Source organism: Paracoccus sp. JM45, assembly GCF_003590715.1.
In the GTDB taxonomy this organism is placed as follows: Bacteria; Pseudomonadota; Alphaproteobacteria; order Rhodobacterales; family Rhodobacteraceae; genus Paracoccus.
Genome location: NZ_QQVY01000003.1, coordinates 339707 through 355997, shown reverse-complemented (window position 1 = coordinate 355997; position 16291 = coordinate 339707). Strand labels below are relative to the sequence as shown.

The window sequence follows — 16291 nt, the reverse complement described above, 5'->3', positions numbered from 1 at the left end:
AGCGATGAATCTGATCGCAGAACTAGAAGCCGAGCAAATCGCAGAGCTTGGTAAGAATATTCCGGACTTCAAAGCTGGCGACACCATTCGCGTCGGCTACAAAGTGACCGAGGGCACCCGCTCGCGCGTTCAGAACTATGAAGGCGTCTGCATCTCGCGCAAGGGCGGCAGCACCATCGCAGCCAGCTTTACCGTGCGTAAGATCAGCTTCGGTGAAGGCGTGGAACGTGTGTTCCCGCTGTACTCGACCAACATCGATTCGATCGAAGTTGTCCGTCGCGGTAAAGTCCGTCGCGCCAAGCTGTACTATCTGCGCGACCGTCGTGGTAAATCGGCACGTATCGTCGAGAAAACCAACTACCGCCCCAAAACCGACGCGAAAGCCTGAACCGAGGTCACGAGATGAAAAACGAAATCCATCCCGATTATCACATGATCGAGGTCAAAATGACCGACGGGACTGTCTACCAGACCCGTTCGACCTGGAGCACCGAAGGTGCGACCATGACTCTGGACATCGATCCCACGTCGCACCCGGCCTGGAACGGTGGCTCTACCCGTCTTATGGATGCCGGTGGCCGCGTCACGAAGTTCAAATCCAAATATGCAGGTCTTGGCTTCTAATTGCCCCGCCCTTGCGACATTATACGAACGCCGCCCCTCGGGGCGGCGTTTTGCATGTCAGGCCATCGCAGGTTCGACAAGCGTGACGATGTCGCGCATGATCGTGTTCAGCTGGAAATCCTTGGGGGTATAGACCCGCGCCACGCCCATTTCGGACAGTGATTGCGCGTCCTCGTCGGGAATAATACCGCCTACGATCACCGGAACGTGGCCCAGCCCAGCCCCCTGCATCCGGTCCATCACATCACGGATCAACGGCAGATGGCTGCCTGACAGGATCGACAGCCCGATGACATGGGCATCTTCCTCGGATGCGCGTGTGACGATCTGTTCAGGGGTCAGGCGGATGCCTTCATAGGTGATATCCATGCCGCAATCTCGGGCGCGGAAAGCGATCTGTTCGGCACCGTTGGAATGCCCGTCCAGCCCCGGCTTTCCGACCAGAAATTTCAACCGCCGCCCCAGACGATGGCTGACGGCATCCACCGCCTCGCGGATGTCCTGTAACCCTTCGGTCTGGTTGGACGGATTGGCCGAGACGCCGGTTGGGCCGCGATATTCACCGTGGACCTGCCGCATGACACCTGCCCATTCACCGGTCGTCACCCCCGCCCGCGCCGCGACAATCGAGGCTGGCATCACATTGCGACCCGCCGCGGCATCAGCCCGCAGGGCATCCAGCGCCGCTGCGACCGCTGCTGCATCACGACCCGCACGCCAGTCCTGCAACCGTGCAATCTGGTCCTGTTCAACCGCCGGATCGACAACCATAATGCCCCCATCACCCGCCGTCAGAGGCGATGGCTCGGCCTGTTGCCAGCGGTTCACGCCGACGACGATGGTCTCGTTCGTCTCGATCTTGCCAAGTCGTGCCGCATTCGATTCGACCAGCCGCGACTTCATATAGTCGATGGCTGCAATTGCCCCGCCCATCTGGTCCAGCAGATCCAGCTCGGCCCGCGCGCCCGATTTCAGCTCGGCCACCTTGGCATCGATCACCGGATTGCCGTCGAACAGATCCCCGAATTCCAGCAGATCGGTTTCATAGGCCAGAATCTGCTGCATCCGCAGCGACCATTGCTGGTCCCACGGGCGCGGAAGGCCCAAAGCCTCGTTCCAAGCAGGCAGTTGCACCGCCCGCGCCCGCGCATTCTTCGACAGCGTTACTGCCAGCGTTTCCAAAAGGATACGATAGACGTTGTTTTCCGGCTGCTGTTCGGTCAGCCCAAGGCTGTTGACCTGCACGCCATAGCGGAAACGCCGGTATTTCGGATCGGTGATGCCGTAACGTTCCTGCGTGATTGCGTCCCACAGCTCGGTGAAGGCGCGCATCTTGCACAGCTCGGTCACAAAGCGGATGCCCGCGTTCACAAAGAAGCTGATGCGCCCGACCATCGCAGGGAAATCATCAGCGGGCACCTTACCCTTCAGGTCGTCTAGCACGGCCACAGCCGTTGCCAAAGCATAGGCCAGTTCCTGTTCGGGCGTCGCCCCGGCCTCTTGCAGGTGATATGAACAGACGTTCATCGGGTTCCATTTGGGCAGGTGTTCGCGGGTATAGGCCGCGACATCCGTGATCATCGCCAGCGACGGCTTCGGCGGGCAGATATAGGTGCCGCGCGACAGGTATTCCTTGATCAAATCGTTCTGCACCGTGCCCTGCAGGGCAGCCACATCAGCCCCCTGTTCCTGCGCGGCAGCGATATACAGCGACAAAAGCCAAGGCGCGGTCGCATTGATCGTCATCGAGGTGTTCATCTGATCCAACGGGATCTGGTCGAATAACGCCCGCATATCGCCCAGATGACAGACCGGCACGCCGACCTTGCCCACCTCGCCCTGCGCCAGAACGTGATCGCTGTCATAGCCCGTCTGGGTGGGCAGATCGAAGGCTACGGACAGTCCTGTCTGACCCTTTGAAAGATTGGTCCGGTAAAGCGCGTTCGATTTTGCAGCCGTGGAATGGCCCGCATAGGTGCGAAACAGCCAAGGCTTGTCCTTCTGGGCCATTACTTATCCTCGCAACAATGTTTCTATATATAATCACTTATAGACATAAAAATGCTGCGTCAATTCGCTGCACCGCGGCAGTTCAACTTTCTATGCGAAACAATATTACCAATATTTTGCAATGATATTTGAATTATTACGCCAAATGTCCTAGAACAGGTCAAGTTGGCCCCAGCGATTCTGCGCTGCGGCATATGGAAGGAGAGTATGATGGCCCTCGACGCACCGACCCCGATCGCCCCTTACGATGCCCCCGTAAAGGACCTTTATGCCGTCGGTGAAATGCCGCCATTGGGTCATGTGCCTGCGAAAATGCACGCTTGGGCCATCCGCCGTGAACGTCACGGCGAACCCGATACCGCCATGCAATTGGAAGTCGTGAAAACGCCAAGCATCGACAGCAACGAAGTGCTGGTCATGGTGATGGCGGCGGGTGTCAATTACAACGGTATCTGGGCCGGTCTGGGTCAGCCCATCAGCCCCTTTGACGGACATAATGCGCCCTATCACATCGCGGGATCGGATGCTTCGGGGATTGTCTGGGCGGTCGGTGACAAGGTCAAACGCTGGAAAATCGGCGACGAGGTCGTGGTCCATTGCAATCAGGATGATGGCGATGACGAGGAATGCAACGGTGGCGACCCGATGTTTTCGACCACCCAACGCATTTGGGGCTATGAAACCCCCGACGGCAGTTTCGCCCAATTCACCCGCGTGCAATCGCAACAGCTGATGCTGCGCCCCCGCCACCTGACGTGGGAAGAATCGGCATGCTATACCCTGACCCTTGCTACCGCATACCGGATGCTGTTCGGCCATGAACCCCATGAATTGAAGCCCGGCATGAACGTGCTGGTCTGGGGGGCCTCGGGTGGTTTGGGGTCTTATGCGATCCAGCTGATCAATGCGGCGGGCGGCAACGCCATCGGCGTCATATCCGATGAGGACAAGCGCGACTTCGTCATGGGCCTTGGGGCCAAGGGCGTTATCAACCGCAAGGACTTCAAATGCTGGGGCCAGCTGCCCAAGGTGAACACCCCTGAATACAAGGAATGGTTTACCGAGGCGCGCAGGTTCGGCAAGGCCATCTGGGACATCACCGGTAAGGGCAATAACGTCGATATCGTCTTTGAACACCCTGGTGAAGCGACCTTCCCCGTCAGCACGCTGGTTTGCAAAAAGGGCGGCATGATCGTCATCTGCGCGGGCACCACCGGCTTTAACTGCACCTTTGACGTGCGTTATTTGTGGATGCACCAAAAGCGCGTGCAAGGCAGCCATTTCGCGCATTTGAAACAGGCAAGTGCGGCGAACAAGCTGATGCTGGAACGCCGACTGGACCCCTGCATGTCCGAGGTTTTTCCATGGGCCGATGTTCCCGCCGCCCATATGAAAATGTTCCGCAATGAACATAAGCCGGGCAATATGTCCGTGCTGGTCCAATCCCCCCGCACCGGCCTGCGGACCTTCGGTGATGCGCTGGACAGCGGCCACCCCTAAATACGGCGGTCCCCGTCACAGGGGACCGCGACTGACGTCATGAAAATCGCGGCAGCGCTTCGCTTTTCCTGCAAGGCAGGATAATGGGGATGCATGAACGTCCCAGCACCTGCCCCGACCCTTTCGCCTGATCAGGCCGACGCATGGGATGCGTTGGCCGCAACCTTTGGCGCCGCCGGTATCGACATCATCGCCGAGGAGGTGCACCCCCCCGAACAGGGTAAGGGCCGCGTCATGGCCGTGATCGGCAAGGCGGGGTCCGGCAAGACGCTGATGCTGTCGCAGATCACCAAGGCGCTGCTGGAATCCGGCGTCGAACTGATCAGCCCCGATTACGAAGGCCGCCGACGCAAGGACCGCCGCAGCGTAGCGATTCTGGCCCCTACCAATAAGGCGGCATTTGTGCTGCGGATGCGCGGTGTTCCGGCGACGACCATTCACCGCATTCTCTATACGCCGGTCTATGACCCTGAATACGAAAAGATCGCCGAATGGTTGACCGGCACCGGTGAACGCCCCGTGATCGAGGAGCTTTCGGATACCGCGCTGGATAAGGCCAAAGCCTTCTATGATGTCCATACATCCATCCCCGGGGCTTTGGCGACCGCAGGGCTGCGTGGGTCCGACTTCATCCAAGGCTGGAAACGGCGCGAGGATGGTCTGGATGTCGGACTGATCGACGAAGCCTCGATGCTGGACGAAAAACAATTCGAGGATCTGCGCGAGATTTTTCCGATCCTGATCCTGTTCGGTGATCCGGCCCAGTTGGCCCCCGTCGGTCAATCGGGGGAAATGGTCTTTGACAAGCTGGCCGCACCGCAACGCCTGTATCTGAACCGCATCCACCGGCAGGCCGATGACAGCCCGATCCTTGATTTGGCCCATGCACTGGCCGACCCCGAACTGAACTTCGAAGATTTCGAAAGCATGATCCGCTCTGCCGCCCGTAAGGATGACCGCGTGGTCTGGGCGGAACGCGTGGAAAGCGACCTGATGGCGCGCAGCCCCGTGCTGGTCTGGCGCAATGCCACGCGCATCCGGTTGATCCATGCCTTCCGCACCGCCTTTGGTGCCCCCGGCGATGCACTGATGCCGGGCGAACCGCTGATCTGCGACGGGCTGGAACTGCCCCTGAAGCACCGCAAAAAACGTATCGACCTTGAGGCGCGCGGCCTGATCAAGGGCGCGCAGGTCGTCTATCTGGGACCGGGCCGCAAACCGGGCTTTTCGCGGCTGCACGTCATCGGGGCCGAAGACCCGCGTCTTTCCGCCGCATCCATCGTCAAGATCGAGATGCCTGATCACGAAGAACCCTTCATCCCCTATGCCGCCCGTATGGGGTCTGCCTTCCTGCACGGCGCGGCGGTCACGGTGCATAAGGCACAGGGCAGCCAGTGGCCGCAGGTGCAGGTCTTTGGCCCCGACATCAGCGCCGCTGCATGGTCGAACCGGTCCGAGGCTGGTGTCCCCTTGTGGAAGCGCCTGACCTATGTGGCCATCACACGCGCGCAGGAACGGCTGTTCTGGATCACCAAGGCACGTCTGGCGCGTCCGGCGGGTCCGTTATCCATCGACGATCTGGTCGCGAAAGCAGCGCCTTTGTCACTGGATGTGCAGGACGATCAGGATTTGTCCTGACGGTTGACCGACAGACGCAACGCCTCGGTCAGGGCTTCGGTTGGAATGCCCGTTTCATGCGACAGCCGCATCAGGCCGAAATGCACGCGGGATAATTCCTGATAGTACCGCGCAAAGATAAAGTTAATCGACCCGCCGATCACCGCGCCAAAGACCGGCGCGACCTGCGCTGCCATTTTCTGGCCCAAAGAAATCGACAGGCGCGGCGCGACCTTGCTGATCAACCCCTGCACCGTCTGACCGCTGACCGACAAACGCGCGGCCAGCAGGCCCAGATCGGTCTGGTCGTCGGCGGGCATCGGTCCTGCGGCTGCAAATATCCGCAAACACTCCAACCGGACCTCCTCACTGTCGGGGTCCAGACCGTGTTCGGCGGCAATATCCAGCATCGCCCGCAACAGCAGCGTCACCGTAAAAGGCAATTCGACCAAGGCCCCGGCAAAACCCGCAGCACCCCCCGCCGCGCCGCTGGCGGTCGAAACGATGCGGTTGAACAGATCGCCACGGTCACGCAGCATGCGACGGCTGCCCGATGCCGCCGAAAACGCCCGCATCAGCGCGGCCTTCGTGGCCCCGTCCAGACGGTTGCGTACAAAGCCCGGCAGACGCTGCAACAGCCCGTCGGCCCCGTTGCCAAGGCGGGCCATCATCTGCATTCCCAAGCCCTGTGTCGCCAGATATCGCTGCGCCAGACGGTCGATCTGGGCATGCACAGACGGGTCAGAGATCGGAGGAAGAACCTGAGGGGTTTGCGATGTCATATCCGGCTTCTTTCGGGGGTTCGACAACGACGCAATCGTCGCGGTCATAAACGGGCGTGGTCGCAGGTGCCGAAGGCTCCCGCTCGACCTCGCCTGTGATATCAACCCATGCATCGGGGCGAAGTTCCAGCCCCAGAACCCGATCGGGGTTGGTGGGTGGCGGCATGATCACCCCCTCCAGCCGCTGGAAGCCGAATCGCGAATAATAAGGCGCATCCCCGACCAGCAGAACGCGGTCAAAACCCAGCCGCGTGGCACGGGTCAGACTGTCGCGCATCAAAAGGCCACCCAGACCTTCGCCCTGCGCGGTGGGATGCACCGCAATCGGCCCCAACAGCAGCACCGGCTGGCCCGCGACGCGCACCGGCCAGAACCGGATGGCCGCCGTCACCACGCCTTCGCTGCGCAAAACAAGGCATAATTCGCCCACACGCGGCACCCCGTCGCGCAAACGATAGGACGACAAAGCGGTCCGGCCCGGCGCAAAGCACAGATCATAGAGGGTCTCGACCTCGGCGGTGTCGGCCGGGGTCTCGGGGCAGATCTCGTACATGGCGACTCCTGCTGCATTTGCGGCCCTTTAGCACGGCAGTTTGTCAGGCGGAACATTGCGAATGGTGAAAAGCAATGGCAGGTTAGGCCCCGAACCCAATAGGAGGCCGACATGTTCTATCGCCCCGAAGCCGGACACGGCCTGCCACATAACCCTTTCAACGCGATTATCGCGCCACGTCCCATCGGCTGGATTTCCACCCGCGGGACGCAAGGGGACAATCTTGCACCCTATTCGTTCTTCAACGCCGTCGCCTATACCCCGCCACAAGTGATGTTTTCATCGACAGGTGCCAAATCCGACCGCACCGGCACCAAGGACAGCGTGGCACAGATTATCGAATCCGGCGTGTTCTGCGTGAACATCGCCACCGGCGATCTGCGTGATGCGGTGAACGCCAGTTCCGCCCCCCTGCCCGCCGGAACCAGCGAATTCGACGCCGCCGGTATCGAATCGGCTGACTGCACGACCATCGATTGTGCACGGGCGCTGCACGCTGCTGCCAATCTGGAATGCCGGATGACGCAGATTGTGCCATTGGCGGGCGAAAACAACTTTGCCGTTTTCGGTGTCGTGACCGGCGTGCATATGCGCGACGATTGCGTGGTCGATGGCCGGTTTGATCCCCGCGCGGCAGGCGGGTGGATTGCACGTCTGGGCTATAAGGATTACGCCGCCGTGCACGATCTTTTCGAAATGGACCGCCCCGCATGAAGCCTACCGTCAAGGACTATGTCCGCAGCATCTATGATTTCCCGCACGAAGGAATCATTTTCCGCGATGTCACCACCCTGTTTGCCGATGCCCGCGGTTTCCGCATGGCTGTCGACCAGATCCTGCATGCCTATGCAGGAACACGTATCGACAAGGTTGTCGGGCTAGAGGCGCGCGGCTTTATCCTTGGCGGCGCAGTGGCACACCAGCTGTCGACCGGCTTCGTGCCGATCCGTAAAAAGGGCAAACTGCCCGGTGCCGTCATCTCCGAGGCGTATCAGCTGGAATATGGCGAAGCCATCATGGAGCTGCATGATGACGCGCTGAAGCTCGGTGAAAAAGTACTGATCGTCGATGACCTGCTGGCCACCGGCGGCACCGCCGAGGCGGCAATCAAGCTGTGCCGCCGCCTTGGCGCGGATGTCATCGGCTGCGCTTTCGTCATCGACCTGCCCGATCTGGGCGGTCGTGCATTGCTGGAAAAGCTGGACATGCCGGTCCACGCGCTTTGCGAATTCGAGGGCGACTAACCCAGAACCGCCCCCGGATTCATGATCCCTGCAGGATCCAGCGCCGCCTTGATGGCGCGCATGGCCTGCAGGCGCACCGGATCCCCCCAGCGTTCCAGATCAGCCGTTTTCAGGCGGCCAACACCATGTTCGGCTGAAAACGACCCGCCCCGTTCCACCACCATCTGATGGATGCGCCGCGACATATCCTTGCGGATATTGTCGTATTCTTCACGGCTGCGGCCTTCGGCGGGGAACAGGTTGTAATGCAGATTCCCGTCCCCCAGATGCCCGAAACAATTGATACGTATATCGCCCTGCGCCGCGATCATGGCGCTGGCGTCGATGATGAAATGCGTAATCTCGGTCAGGGGCAGGCTGATATCATGGCTGGCAATCGCGCCGATATGGCGGTTGCCCAAGGGGATATGTTCGCGCAGCGCCCATAGATCGGCGGCCTGCTGGCCCGATTGGGCAATGACGCCATCCGATACCAGACCGGCCTGAACCGCAGCAGTGAATAGCGCTTCCAAGGCGCCATCTGCGGACATGCCTGCGGGCAAGCCGACCTCGGTCAGGACGACCCAATCAGGGCGCGGGCTGAAGGGCTGGCGCATGTCCGGAAATGCCGCATCCAGAAACCGCAGCCCCTGCCCCGATATCAGCTCGAACGCGGTGACGCCGCCGGACATGCGCGCCTGCGCCAATGACAGCAACGACAAAGCCGCGGCTGGGCTGTCGACCACCATCATTGCCACACCGGTCTCGGCGGGCTTGGGTGCCAGCACCAGTGATGCGGTGGTGATAATCCCCAGCGTCCCTTCGGCCCCGATCAGCAGGTCGCGGATGTCATAGCCAGTGTTGTCCTTACGCAGCCGCTTCAGGTCGCGCATGATGTCGCCATTGGGCAGCACAGCCTCGATCCCCAGACATAGGGCGCGGGCGTTTCCGTATCGCAGCACATTGACGCCGCCCGCATTGGTCGACAGCACGCCACCGATCTGGGCGCTGCCTTGGGATGCCAGCGACAGCGGGAACTGACGCCCGACCGCATCCGCCGCATCCCGCGCCGCCTGCAAGGTGGCACCGGATTCAGCAATCATCACGCCCTCTTCAGGAAAGACGTCACGGATGGCGGTCATGCGTTCCATCGACAGAACCAATGGCGCAGGTCCGTCCGTCTTTACCTGTCCGCCGACCAGACCCGTCCCGCCACCACGTGGCACCACAGGCACATGCGCCTCAGCGCAGGCGCGGATAATGGCAGCGGTTTCCCCGACATCACGGGGGGCTGCAATCAGGCCCGCCTGCCCATGGAAACGCCCGCGTGGTTCTTCGGTATAACGGGGGGACGGATCGCGCAGCACACCTTCGGGCAGTTTGGCGGCAAGGGCCTGATCGGCAGCGTTCAGCATGGTATTCCCCCTTAGCGGATATCGGTCTTGCCGCGACGGTCGCCGCGCAGATTGGCAAACAGCACATGGTTGCGCCAACGCCCGTTGATCTGCAGATAGCTTTGCGCGACGCCTTCGTATTTAAAGCCGGATTTTTCCAGCACCCCGCGCGATGCGGCGTTTTCCGGCAGGCAGGCGGCCTCGATCCGCGACAGGTCCAGATTGGTAAATGCGTGGTGGACCAGAATGCCGATCGCCTCGCGCATATAGCCGTTGCGGGCGTGGGACTGGCCAATCCAATAGCCGATGGTCGCCGATTGGGCGGGACCGCGCCGGATGTTGTCCATGGTAATCGCCCCCAGCAGGACACCATCCCGTCGCGCCAGAAACAGCGGAAAGGCCGTGCCTGCCTTGGCGGCACGCGCGGCCCAATAGACGCGGTTGGTAAAGCTTTTGCGCGACAGATGGTCGGGGGACCAGACAGGTTCCCACGGCACCAGAAAGTCGCGGCTTTCCGACCGCAACGCCACCCATGCGTTGTAATCGGAATGCGATGGCAGGCGCAGCACAATCCGTTCAGCCTCAAGCTGGACCGGACGGCGCCGCGCCAACATCACGCAGCCAGCCGTTTGCTAAGCGCGTCCAGCGAGGGTGCATGATCCACCGGACCATAAAGCGCCAGTGCGGGCCTTGCGTTGGTCAGCATGCTTTCGGCATGCGCCCGAACATCGGCTGCCGTGACCGAGGCGATCTTATCGGCCACTTCTGCCGGATCAGGAACGCGACCCCAGATCGCCAGCGTCCGCGCCATGCGTTCGGCCTGCGCCGAGCTGCTTTCCAGACCCATCAGCAGACCCGCACGCAGCTGCGATTTGGCGCGGGCAATCTCGGCCTCGGACATATCTTCGGCGGCACGTTTGATTTCATCGATGGTCAGATTGGTCAGATCGGCCAGATCATCGCCGCCGGTTCCGGCATAGATGGTCAGCATGCCGGTATCATCGTGGAAACCCGATTGTGCAAAGATAGTATAGCACAGGCCCCGTTCTTCACGGATTTTCTGGAACAGCCGCGATGACATCCCCCCGCCCAAAGCCGAGGAGAATATCTGCGCTGCATAGAAGTCAGGTGCCATATAGCCCGGACCTTCCAGCGCCAGTGCGAAATGCGCCTGTTCCAGCTGCTTGACCTGACGGGTTTCGCGGCCATGCCACAGCGCGGCTTCGCGCGGGGCCTGCTGGACGGGTTTCATATGCCCCATGACCTTTTCGGCCAGACGCACGATGCGGTCGTGATCCACGGCACCGGCGGCGGCGATCACCATCTGCCCGGGGCCATAATTTTCCGCGACAAACCCTGCCAGATCGTTGCGGCCAAAGTTGCTGACACGTTCAGCCGGTCCAAGAATCGTCCGGCCGATCGCCTGATCGGGATAGGCAGCCTCTTGCAGCCAGTCGAAAATAATGTCGTCGGGCGTGTCCATCGACTGCCCGATTTCCTGCAGAATGACGCCACGCTCGACCTCGATCTCTCGCTGGTCGAAGGCGGGGTTCAATACGATGTCGCTGATGACATCAAAGGCCAGATCGACATCGTCTTCCAGCACACGGACATAATAGGCCGTGACATCGCGCGAGGTATAGGCGTTGATATAGCCGCCCACATCCTCGATCGCCTCGGCGATCTGCAAGGCGCTGCGCTTGGCCGTGCCTTTGAACGCCATATGTTCCAGAAAATGCGCGATGCCATTCTGTTCGGGACGTTCGTTCCGGCCACCGGCCCCCACCCAGATACCAAGCGCTGCGGAATGCAGGCCGGGCATCTGGCGGGTCACGATGGAAAGGCCGTTCGGAAGGGTCGTGATTCTTGGTGTCGGGTCTTGGGTCAATTGGTTCTCCGGTCGAGGATCAGCGATTTAAGCGCCTCGACGTCATTTTCAACCCGGGTCACACGCTCTGGCAGGTCGAACAGGTCGGCCATATGCGGCGGCAGGCCCGGACGGACCCCGATGGCACGTTCGACGGCATCGGGGAACTTGGCGGGATGGGCGGTGGCCAGCGTCACCATCGGGACACCGGCTTCAAGATGGCGGTTGGCAACGGCCACACCGACAGCACTGTGCGGGCACAGGATTTCGCCCGTGCTGTCACGCATGCTGCGAATGGTATCCAGCGTCTCTTCCTCGGACACGCGGCCCGACAGATACTGGTCGCGCAGGGTCTGCAACGCGCCCTGGCTGATGCTGAAACCACCGGTTTTCAATTCATCCATCAGCTGGCTGACCGCACCCGCATCACCACCATAGGCCAGATACAAGGCCCGTTCGAAGTTCGAGCTGACCTGAATATCCATCGACGGGCTGATCGAGGGTTCGACCTGCCCCACCCGATATTCACCCTGCGACAGCGCGCGGTGCAGGATGTCGTTCTGGTTGGTGGCGACGATCAGGCGGCGGATCGGCAGTCCCATGGATCGCGCGACGCTGCCCGCGAAAATATCGCCGAAATTGCCGGTCGGCACACAGAAATCGGTCGGACGCATGCCAAGGCTGGCGGTGGCCGTGAAGTAATAGACGATCTGCGCCACAACACGCGCCCAGTTGATGCTGTTCACACCGGCCAGACCCACGTTGTCACGGAAGTCATGGTCGTTGAACAGATCCTTCAGCCGCGCCTGACAGTCGTCGAAATGCCCCGTCAAAGCCAGCGCATGGATGTTTTCGGCAGCAGGCGTCGTCATCTGGCGGCGCTGCACCTCGCTGACGCGGCCATGCGGATACATGATGAAGACATCGACATTGTCGATGCCGCTGAACGCCTCGATCGCGGCACTGCCGGTATCCCCCGAGGTGGCACCGACGATGGTGATTTTCTGCCCCGACCGCTTCAGCGCAATCCGGAACAGCTGGGCGATCAGCTGCATGGCAAAATCTTTGAACGCCAGCGTGGGACCGTGGAACAGTTCCAGCAGGTGATGCCCCGGTGCCAGCTGCACCAGCGGCGCACGTGCGGCATGGGCAATGCGGGCATAGGCACGGTCTATGGCGCCGCGCAATTCATCATCGGTAAAGCTGCCGGCGGTGAAGGGGCGCACCACGCGGAACGCGACCTCCTCATAGGACAGGCCGTCAAGTTCCCCCAGACCTTCGAAGGTCGGAATGCTTTCCGGCAGATACAATCCCCCGTCACGGGCCAAACCCGACAGCATAGCCTGTTCAAAGCTCAGAACCGGGGCCTGACCCCGCGTCGAGACGTAACGCATCGGAAATCCTTCAATAGCTGCGCTGTCTGATACGCCAGATCAACGCCAGTGTCATCACCGCCCATGTCGCTGCAATCATGAACCATTGGATGGCATAGGACAGGTGATTGTCGGGAATGCCCTCGACGGTGACGGGCATCGGCATAACACCCTGTGCATCGCCCTGAACATAGCTGGCGACGACCAGAACCGGCAGCGTATCCAGATGTTTCGCCATCGCGTCCACATTGCGCGAAAACCAGATGTTTTCATCCAGATTCGGCGCGGGGGTCGAACTGCTGACATCGGCGGGCCAATGCAGATTACCAGTCACGCGCAGACGGGTCGGCTTACGGTCCAGATGGCGCGCCTCTTGCGGAATAAAACCACGATCCAGCAGAATGGCCCGCCCGTCATCGGTCACAAAGCGCGACACGACCTGATACCCTGCGCCCTGATCGCGCATCTGCGACAGCACGTCGATCTCTTGTCCCGTGGTGGTGCCGGTGACGGTCACGGGCAGGTATTTCATCGACGGGTCGATCTGATCGGGCAATGGCACCGGATCGTCCTGAATACCCTGCCGGATATCGTCCAGCATGCCGTGTTTCCATGCCATGCGATCCAGCTGCCACAGGCCAAGCCAGATCAGGATGGCGCATCCGACGATGCCAAGGATTGCAGGGAAAAGATAGCGGCGCATGGAACGTTCCGACAGGGTCAGGGGCAACGAAAAACGCGCGGAGGAAATCCTCCGCGCGTCAAGGATGTCAGCTTCGGGGAATTAACTGCCCCAGACATAGATGACCGCGAACAGCACCAGCCAGATCACGTCGACAAAGTGCCAGTACCAGGCCGCAGCCTCGAACCCCAGATGCTGCTTCTGGGTCATTTGGCCACGAATCAAGCGGATCAGGCAAACGAACAGGAAGATCGTGCCGATGATGACATGCAGCCCGTGAAAGCCCGTCGCGATATAGAACGCCGAGGCATAAGAGGTATCGGCAAGACCGAAGGCTGCGTGGCTATATTCATAGGCTTGCAGGCCGGTGAAGACCAAGCCCAGAACCACGGCGACGATCAGACCGCTGATGGTGGTCTTGCGGTCGCCTTCATGGACCAGCGCATGGTGCGCCCAGGTCACGGCAACGCCCGACAGCAACAGAATCAGCGTGTTGATGAACGGCAGGTGCCACGCATCGAAGGTGACGATGCCTTCGGGTGGCCAGACGCCATCGGTGATCGGGCTGTTTTCACCCATCGGATAAAGCGCGTGCTTGATGAAGTTCCAGAACAGCGTGACGAACAGCATCGCCTCGGAAATCACGAACAGCAGAAAGCCGTATTGCAAACCGATACGGACGACCGGCGTGTGGTCACCTGACTCCGCCTCGCGGACCATATCCGCCCACCAGCCAAAGCTGACATAGCAGGTGCCGATGAAGCCAATGGCGAACATCCACGGGCCGGTGATTTCGGCCCCTGCAATGGTGACCTGACCGGTCATCCACGCAACGGCACCAAACAGCATGACGAAAACCGCCACGGCTGCCATGAAAGGCCAGACCGAGGCCGGAAGAATGTGGTAGTCGTGGTTCTTAGCATGCGCCATATCGGATCCCCGTCGGCTCCCTCGAGTTGGTCTTAGTTGATATTTTCGGCAGCTGCCGTGTCAAGCGATGCCGAGCGCGGCTCGGTCAGGTGGAACGTATACGAAAGCGTGATGTCACGCACGTAATATGCGTCTGGATCTTCGACCAGTTCGGGGTCGACGTAAAAATTCACAGGCATTTCAACCCGTTCACCCGGTTGCAGGGTCTGTTCGGTGAAACAGAAGCACTGCACCTTGATGAAATAATACCCCGCCACATCCGGCGCGACGTTATAGCTGGCCGTGCCGGTCAGAGGTTTATCGGTATTGTTGACTGCCTCATAGAAGGCCAGACCGTTTTCACCGATCTTCAGGTCCATGCGGGTCTGCATCGGCTTGAAGGTCCAGCCCAGATCACTGTCGATATTGGCATCGAAACGCACGCGCACGGTTTCATCCAGCACATGGTCCGAGGCGCTTTCGGCGACCTGCGTGGTCCCGCCAAAGCCGGTGACCTGACAGAACCAGCTGTAAAACGGTACCGCTGCCCATGCCAGACCGCCCATCGTCAGAACCACGCCGACCAGAATCGCAGCGGTACGGCCTTCGGGGCTAAGACGCTTCATGGCGTCACCTCTTGCGGGGCATCCTCTAGCGGGGTCAGCGAAACGCGTGGCTGGTGGTCAAACCCTTCGATCAAACCACCCTGACGGACCTTGACGACAGTCAGCGCAAAGACCAGCGCGACAAAGCAGACCAGAACCAGCCCCAGCCCGACATTGCGAGACCGACGACGGGCATGAATTTCGTGTTCGGCTTGGATTCCCATTACCAGCCCCCCATCCAGCCCTGAACAAGCAGAGCAAAGAAATGAACAAACAGATAAATCAGGGACAGCTTGAAGACCCGCTTTTCAACGGAATAACCATCCGCGATGGCCTGTTCTTCCTGCCGCTTCAGAATCTTCCAACCGCCATGAATAAACATCGCGTTCAGCACCACCGCGACCGCCATATACAGCGGCCCGCCGACCGAGGTCAGACCCAGCCAGATCGCGAAGGGGGCCAGAACCAGCGTATAGGCAAAGATGTGGCGACGGGCCGAACGGCGACCATGTGTGACCGTCAGCATTGGCACACCCGCGTTATGATAGTCTTCCTTCATGAACAGGGCCAGCGCCCAGAAATGCGGCGGCGTCCAGAAGAAGACCAAGGCAAACATCAGCAGTGATTCGATACTGATACCGCCCGTCACGCAGGCCCAGCCGATCATCGGCGGAAAGGCACCGGCAGCACCGCCGATTACAATGTTCTGCGGGGTCCAGCGTTTCAGCCAGACCGTATAGACAACAGCATAGAAAAAGATGGTGAATGCCAGAAAGCCTGCGGCAAACCAATTCGCCACCAGCCCCAGCATCATCACGGAAATCACCGACAGCACGATGCCGACGCCAAGCGCCTCGCTTGGTTCGACCCGCCCCGAGGGGATGGGGCGGCTTTGAGTGCGGGTCATGATCGCGTCGATGTCGCGGTCATACCACATGTTCAGCGCACCCGAGGCACCGCCGCCAAGCGCGATGAACAGCACCGAACAAAAGCCGATGAACGGATGCACCGACCCCGGGGCGACCCAAAGGCCGACGAAGGCGGTGAACACGACAAGCGACATTACCCGCGGTTTCAGCAGCGCGACGTAATCGCCGAACTGTGCCTCGGGGGTGTGCTCATATGCGTTGATATCGGCCATCGCACCTGCAA

Annotated in this window: 18 protein-coding genes; 6 read left to right on the top strand and 12 right to left on the bottom strand. The window is 60.5% G+C overall.

The features are described from left to right. The first annotated feature begins 4 nt into the window (after window positions 1-4). Both rplS and rpmE read left to right on the top strand, forming a co-directional pair. Window positions 5-388, top strand: coding sequence for a 50S ribosomal protein L19 (rplS, locus tag DWB67_RS07365; RefSeq protein ID WP_072298491.1), 384 nt, complete (start codon window positions 5-7; stop codon window positions 386-388). A 14-nt stretch (window positions 389-402) separates the two neighbouring features. After that, window positions 403-624 (top strand): 50S ribosomal protein L31, encoded by a 222-nt coding sequence (gene rpmE / locus DWB67_RS07360; protein ID WP_119806866.1) that lies wholly within the window; start codon window positions 403-405, stop codon window positions 622-624. A gap of 57 nt (window positions 625-681) precedes the next feature. Here the strand turns inward: rpmE and DWB67_RS07355 are convergent, their stop codons facing one another. Beyond that, a complete protein-coding gene (locus DWB67_RS07355; RefSeq protein ID WP_119806865.1) occupies window positions 682-2634 on the bottom strand; it encodes a protein meaA in 1953 nt (650 codons plus the stop codon). Between the two features lie 210 nt (window positions 2635-2844). On the opposite strand from DWB67_RS07355, the gene ccrA reads away from it, so the two are divergent. Beyond that, on the top strand, window positions 2845-4134 hold the full coding sequence (gene ccrA, locus DWB67_RS07350; RefSeq protein ID WP_119806864.1) for a crotonyl-CoA carboxylase/reductase: 1290 nt from the start codon (window positions 2845-2847) through the stop codon (window positions 4132-4134). A 93-nt stretch (window positions 4135-4227) separates the two neighbouring features. After that, the gene (locus tag DWB67_RS07345; protein WP_119806863.1) at window positions 4228-5772 is read left to right on the top strand and encodes an ATP-dependent RecD-like DNA helicase; all 1545 of its coding nucleotides are present in this window, start codon (window positions 4228-4230) and stop codon (window positions 5770-5772) included. On the opposite strand, the gene DWB67_RS07340 is transcribed toward DWB67_RS07345, so the two are convergent. Together DWB67_RS07340 and DWB67_RS07335 are read right to left on the bottom strand one after the other, a co-directional pair. Next, complete coding sequence (locus DWB67_RS07340; RefSeq protein WP_119806862.1) at window positions 5757-6533, bottom strand: EcsC family protein; 777 nt, start codon at window positions 6531-6533, stop codon at window positions 5757-5759. The genes DWB67_RS07345 and DWB67_RS07340 overlap by 16 nt on opposite strands. Beyond that, window positions 6493-7086, bottom strand: coding sequence for a GNAT family N-acetyltransferase (locus DWB67_RS07335; protein WP_119806861.1), 594 nt, complete (start codon window positions 7084-7086; stop codon window positions 6493-6495). Before DWB67_RS07335 ends, DWB67_RS07340 begins: the two co-directional genes overlap by 41 nt. A 111-nt stretch (window positions 7087-7197) precedes the next feature. Between DWB67_RS07335 and DWB67_RS07330 the strand changes: the two genes are divergently transcribed. Then, window positions 7198-7800 carry a flavin reductase family protein gene (locus DWB67_RS07330; RefSeq protein ID WP_119806860.1) on the top strand — a complete coding sequence of 201 codons (603 nt, stop codon included), beginning with the start codon at window positions 7198-7200 and terminating at the stop codon, window positions 7798-7800. Beyond that, window positions 7797-8330, top strand: a complete 534-nt coding sequence (locus tag DWB67_RS07325) for an adenine phosphoribosyltransferase (protein WP_119806859.1) — start codon at window positions 7797-7799, stop codon at window positions 8328-8330. Before DWB67_RS07330 ends, DWB67_RS07325 begins: the two co-directional genes overlap by 4 nt. On the opposite strand, the gene DWB67_RS07320 is transcribed toward DWB67_RS07325, so the two are convergent. The 9 genes from DWB67_RS07320 to cyoE all read right to left on the bottom strand — a co-directional run bounded on the left by DWB67_RS07320 (window position 8327) and on the right by cyoE (window position 16280). Beyond that, a complete protein-coding gene (locus DWB67_RS07320) occupies window positions 8327-9724 on the bottom strand; it encodes an FAD-binding oxidoreductase (RefSeq protein WP_119806858.1) in 1398 nt (465 codons plus the stop codon). The genes DWB67_RS07325 and DWB67_RS07320 overlap by 4 nt on opposite strands. An 11-nt stretch (window positions 9725-9735) precedes the next feature. Beyond that, window positions 9736-10317 carry a GNAT family N-acetyltransferase gene (locus tag DWB67_RS07315; RefSeq protein ID WP_119806857.1) on the bottom strand — a complete coding sequence of 194 codons (582 nt, stop codon included), beginning with the start codon at window positions 10315-10317 and terminating at the stop codon, window positions 9736-9738. Continuing rightward, entirely contained in the window at window positions 10317-11591 is a 1275-nt protein-coding gene (locus tag DWB67_RS07310) for a pitrilysin family protein (RefSeq protein WP_255418585.1), read from the bottom strand. Before DWB67_RS07310 ends, DWB67_RS07315 begins: the two co-directional genes overlap by 1 nt. Next, window positions 11588-12964, bottom strand: a complete 1377-nt coding sequence (thrC, locus tag DWB67_RS07305; protein ID WP_119806856.1) for a threonine synthase — start codon at window positions 12962-12964, stop codon at window positions 11588-11590. The genes DWB67_RS07310 and thrC overlap by 4 nt, the downstream gene beginning before the upstream one ends. Window positions 12965-12974: 10 nt before the next feature. Beyond that, complete coding sequence (locus DWB67_RS07300) at window positions 12975-13646, bottom strand: SURF1 family protein (RefSeq protein ID WP_119806927.1); 672 nt, start codon at window positions 13644-13646, stop codon at window positions 12975-12977. A gap of 81 nt (window positions 13647-13727) precedes the next feature. Then, window positions 13728-14555, bottom strand: a complete 828-nt coding sequence (locus DWB67_RS07295) for a cytochrome c oxidase subunit 3 (RefSeq protein WP_119806855.1) — start codon at window positions 14553-14555, stop codon at window positions 13728-13730. Window positions 14556-14587: 32 nt separating this feature from the next. Next, window positions 14588-15160 (bottom strand): cytochrome c oxidase assembly protein, encoded by a 573-nt coding sequence (locus DWB67_RS07290; RefSeq protein WP_119806854.1) that lies wholly within the window; start codon window positions 15158-15160, stop codon window positions 14588-14590. Continuing rightward, window positions 15157-15363 carry a hypothetical protein gene (locus DWB67_RS07285; RefSeq protein ID WP_119806853.1) on the bottom strand — a complete coding sequence of 69 codons (207 nt, stop codon included), beginning with the start codon at window positions 15361-15363 and terminating at the stop codon, window positions 15157-15159. The genes DWB67_RS07290 and DWB67_RS07285 overlap by 4 nt, the downstream gene beginning before the upstream one ends. Continuing rightward, window positions 15363-16280, bottom strand: coding sequence for a heme o synthase (gene cyoE / locus DWB67_RS07280; protein WP_119806852.1), 918 nt, complete (start codon window positions 16278-16280; stop codon window positions 15363-15365). The genes DWB67_RS07285 and cyoE overlap by 1 nt, the downstream gene beginning before the upstream one ends. Window positions 16281-16291: the final 11 nt, after the last annotated feature.

Excerpts from the sequence above, each read along its gene's own strand:
- rplS (WP_072298491.1), top strand. The coding sequence starts at position 5 with ATGAATCTGATCGCAGAACTAGAAGCCGAGCAAATCGCAGAGCTTGGT.
- rpmE (WP_119806866.1), top strand. The coding sequence starts at position 403 with ATGAAAAACGAAATCCATCCCGATTATCACATGATCGAGGTCAAAATG.
- DWB67_RS07355 (WP_119806865.1), bottom strand. The coding sequence starts at position 2,634 with ATGGCCCAGAAGGACAAGCCTTGGCTGTTTCGCACCTATGCGGGCCAT.
- ccrA (WP_119806864.1), top strand. The coding sequence starts at position 2,845 with ATGGCCCTCGACGCACCGACCCCGATCGCCCCTTACGATGCCCCCGTA.
- DWB67_RS07345 (WP_119806863.1), top strand. The coding sequence starts at position 4,228 with ATGAACGTCCCAGCACCTGCCCCGACCCTTTCGCCTGATCAGGCCGAC.
- DWB67_RS07340 (WP_119806862.1), bottom strand. The coding sequence starts at position 6,533 with ATGACATCGCAAACCCCTCAGGTTCTTCCTCCGATCTCTGACCCGTCT.
- DWB67_RS07335 (WP_119806861.1), bottom strand. The coding sequence starts at position 7,086 with ATGTACGAGATCTGCCCCGAGACCCCGGCCGACACCGCCGAGGTCGAG.
- DWB67_RS07330 (WP_119806860.1), top strand. The coding sequence starts at position 7,198 with ATGTTCTATCGCCCCGAAGCCGGACACGGCCTGCCACATAACCCTTTC.
- DWB67_RS07325 (WP_119806859.1), top strand. The coding sequence starts at position 7,797 with ATGAAGCCTACCGTCAAGGACTATGTCCGCAGCATCTATGATTTCCCG.
- DWB67_RS07320 (WP_119806858.1), bottom strand. The coding sequence starts at position 9,724 with ATGCTGAACGCTGCCGATCAGGCCCTTGCCGCCAAACTGCCCGAAGGT.
- DWB67_RS07315 (WP_119806857.1), bottom strand. The coding sequence starts at position 10,317 with ATGTTGGCGCGGCGCCGTCCGGTCCAGCTTGAGGCTGAACGGATTGTG.
- thrC (WP_119806856.1), bottom strand. The coding sequence starts at position 12,964 with ATGCGTTACGTCTCGACGCGGGGTCAGGCCCCGGTTCTGAGCTTTGAA.
- DWB67_RS07300 (WP_119806927.1), bottom strand. The coding sequence starts at position 13,646 with ATGCGCCGCTATCTTTTCCCTGCAATCCTTGGCATCGTCGGATGCGCC.
- DWB67_RS07295 (WP_119806855.1), bottom strand. The coding sequence starts at position 14,555 with ATGGCGCATGCTAAGAACCACGACTACCACATTCTTCCGGCCTCGGTC.
- DWB67_RS07290 (WP_119806854.1), bottom strand. The coding sequence starts at position 15,160 with ATGAAGCGTCTTAGCCCCGAAGGCCGTACCGCTGCGATTCTGGTCGGC.
- DWB67_RS07285 (WP_119806853.1), bottom strand. The coding sequence starts at position 15,363 with ATGGGAATCCAAGCCGAACACGAAATTCATGCCCGTCGTCGGTCTCGC.
- cyoE (WP_119806852.1), bottom strand. The coding sequence starts at position 16,280 with ATGGCCGATATCAACGCATATGAGCACACCCCCGAGGCACAGTTCGGC.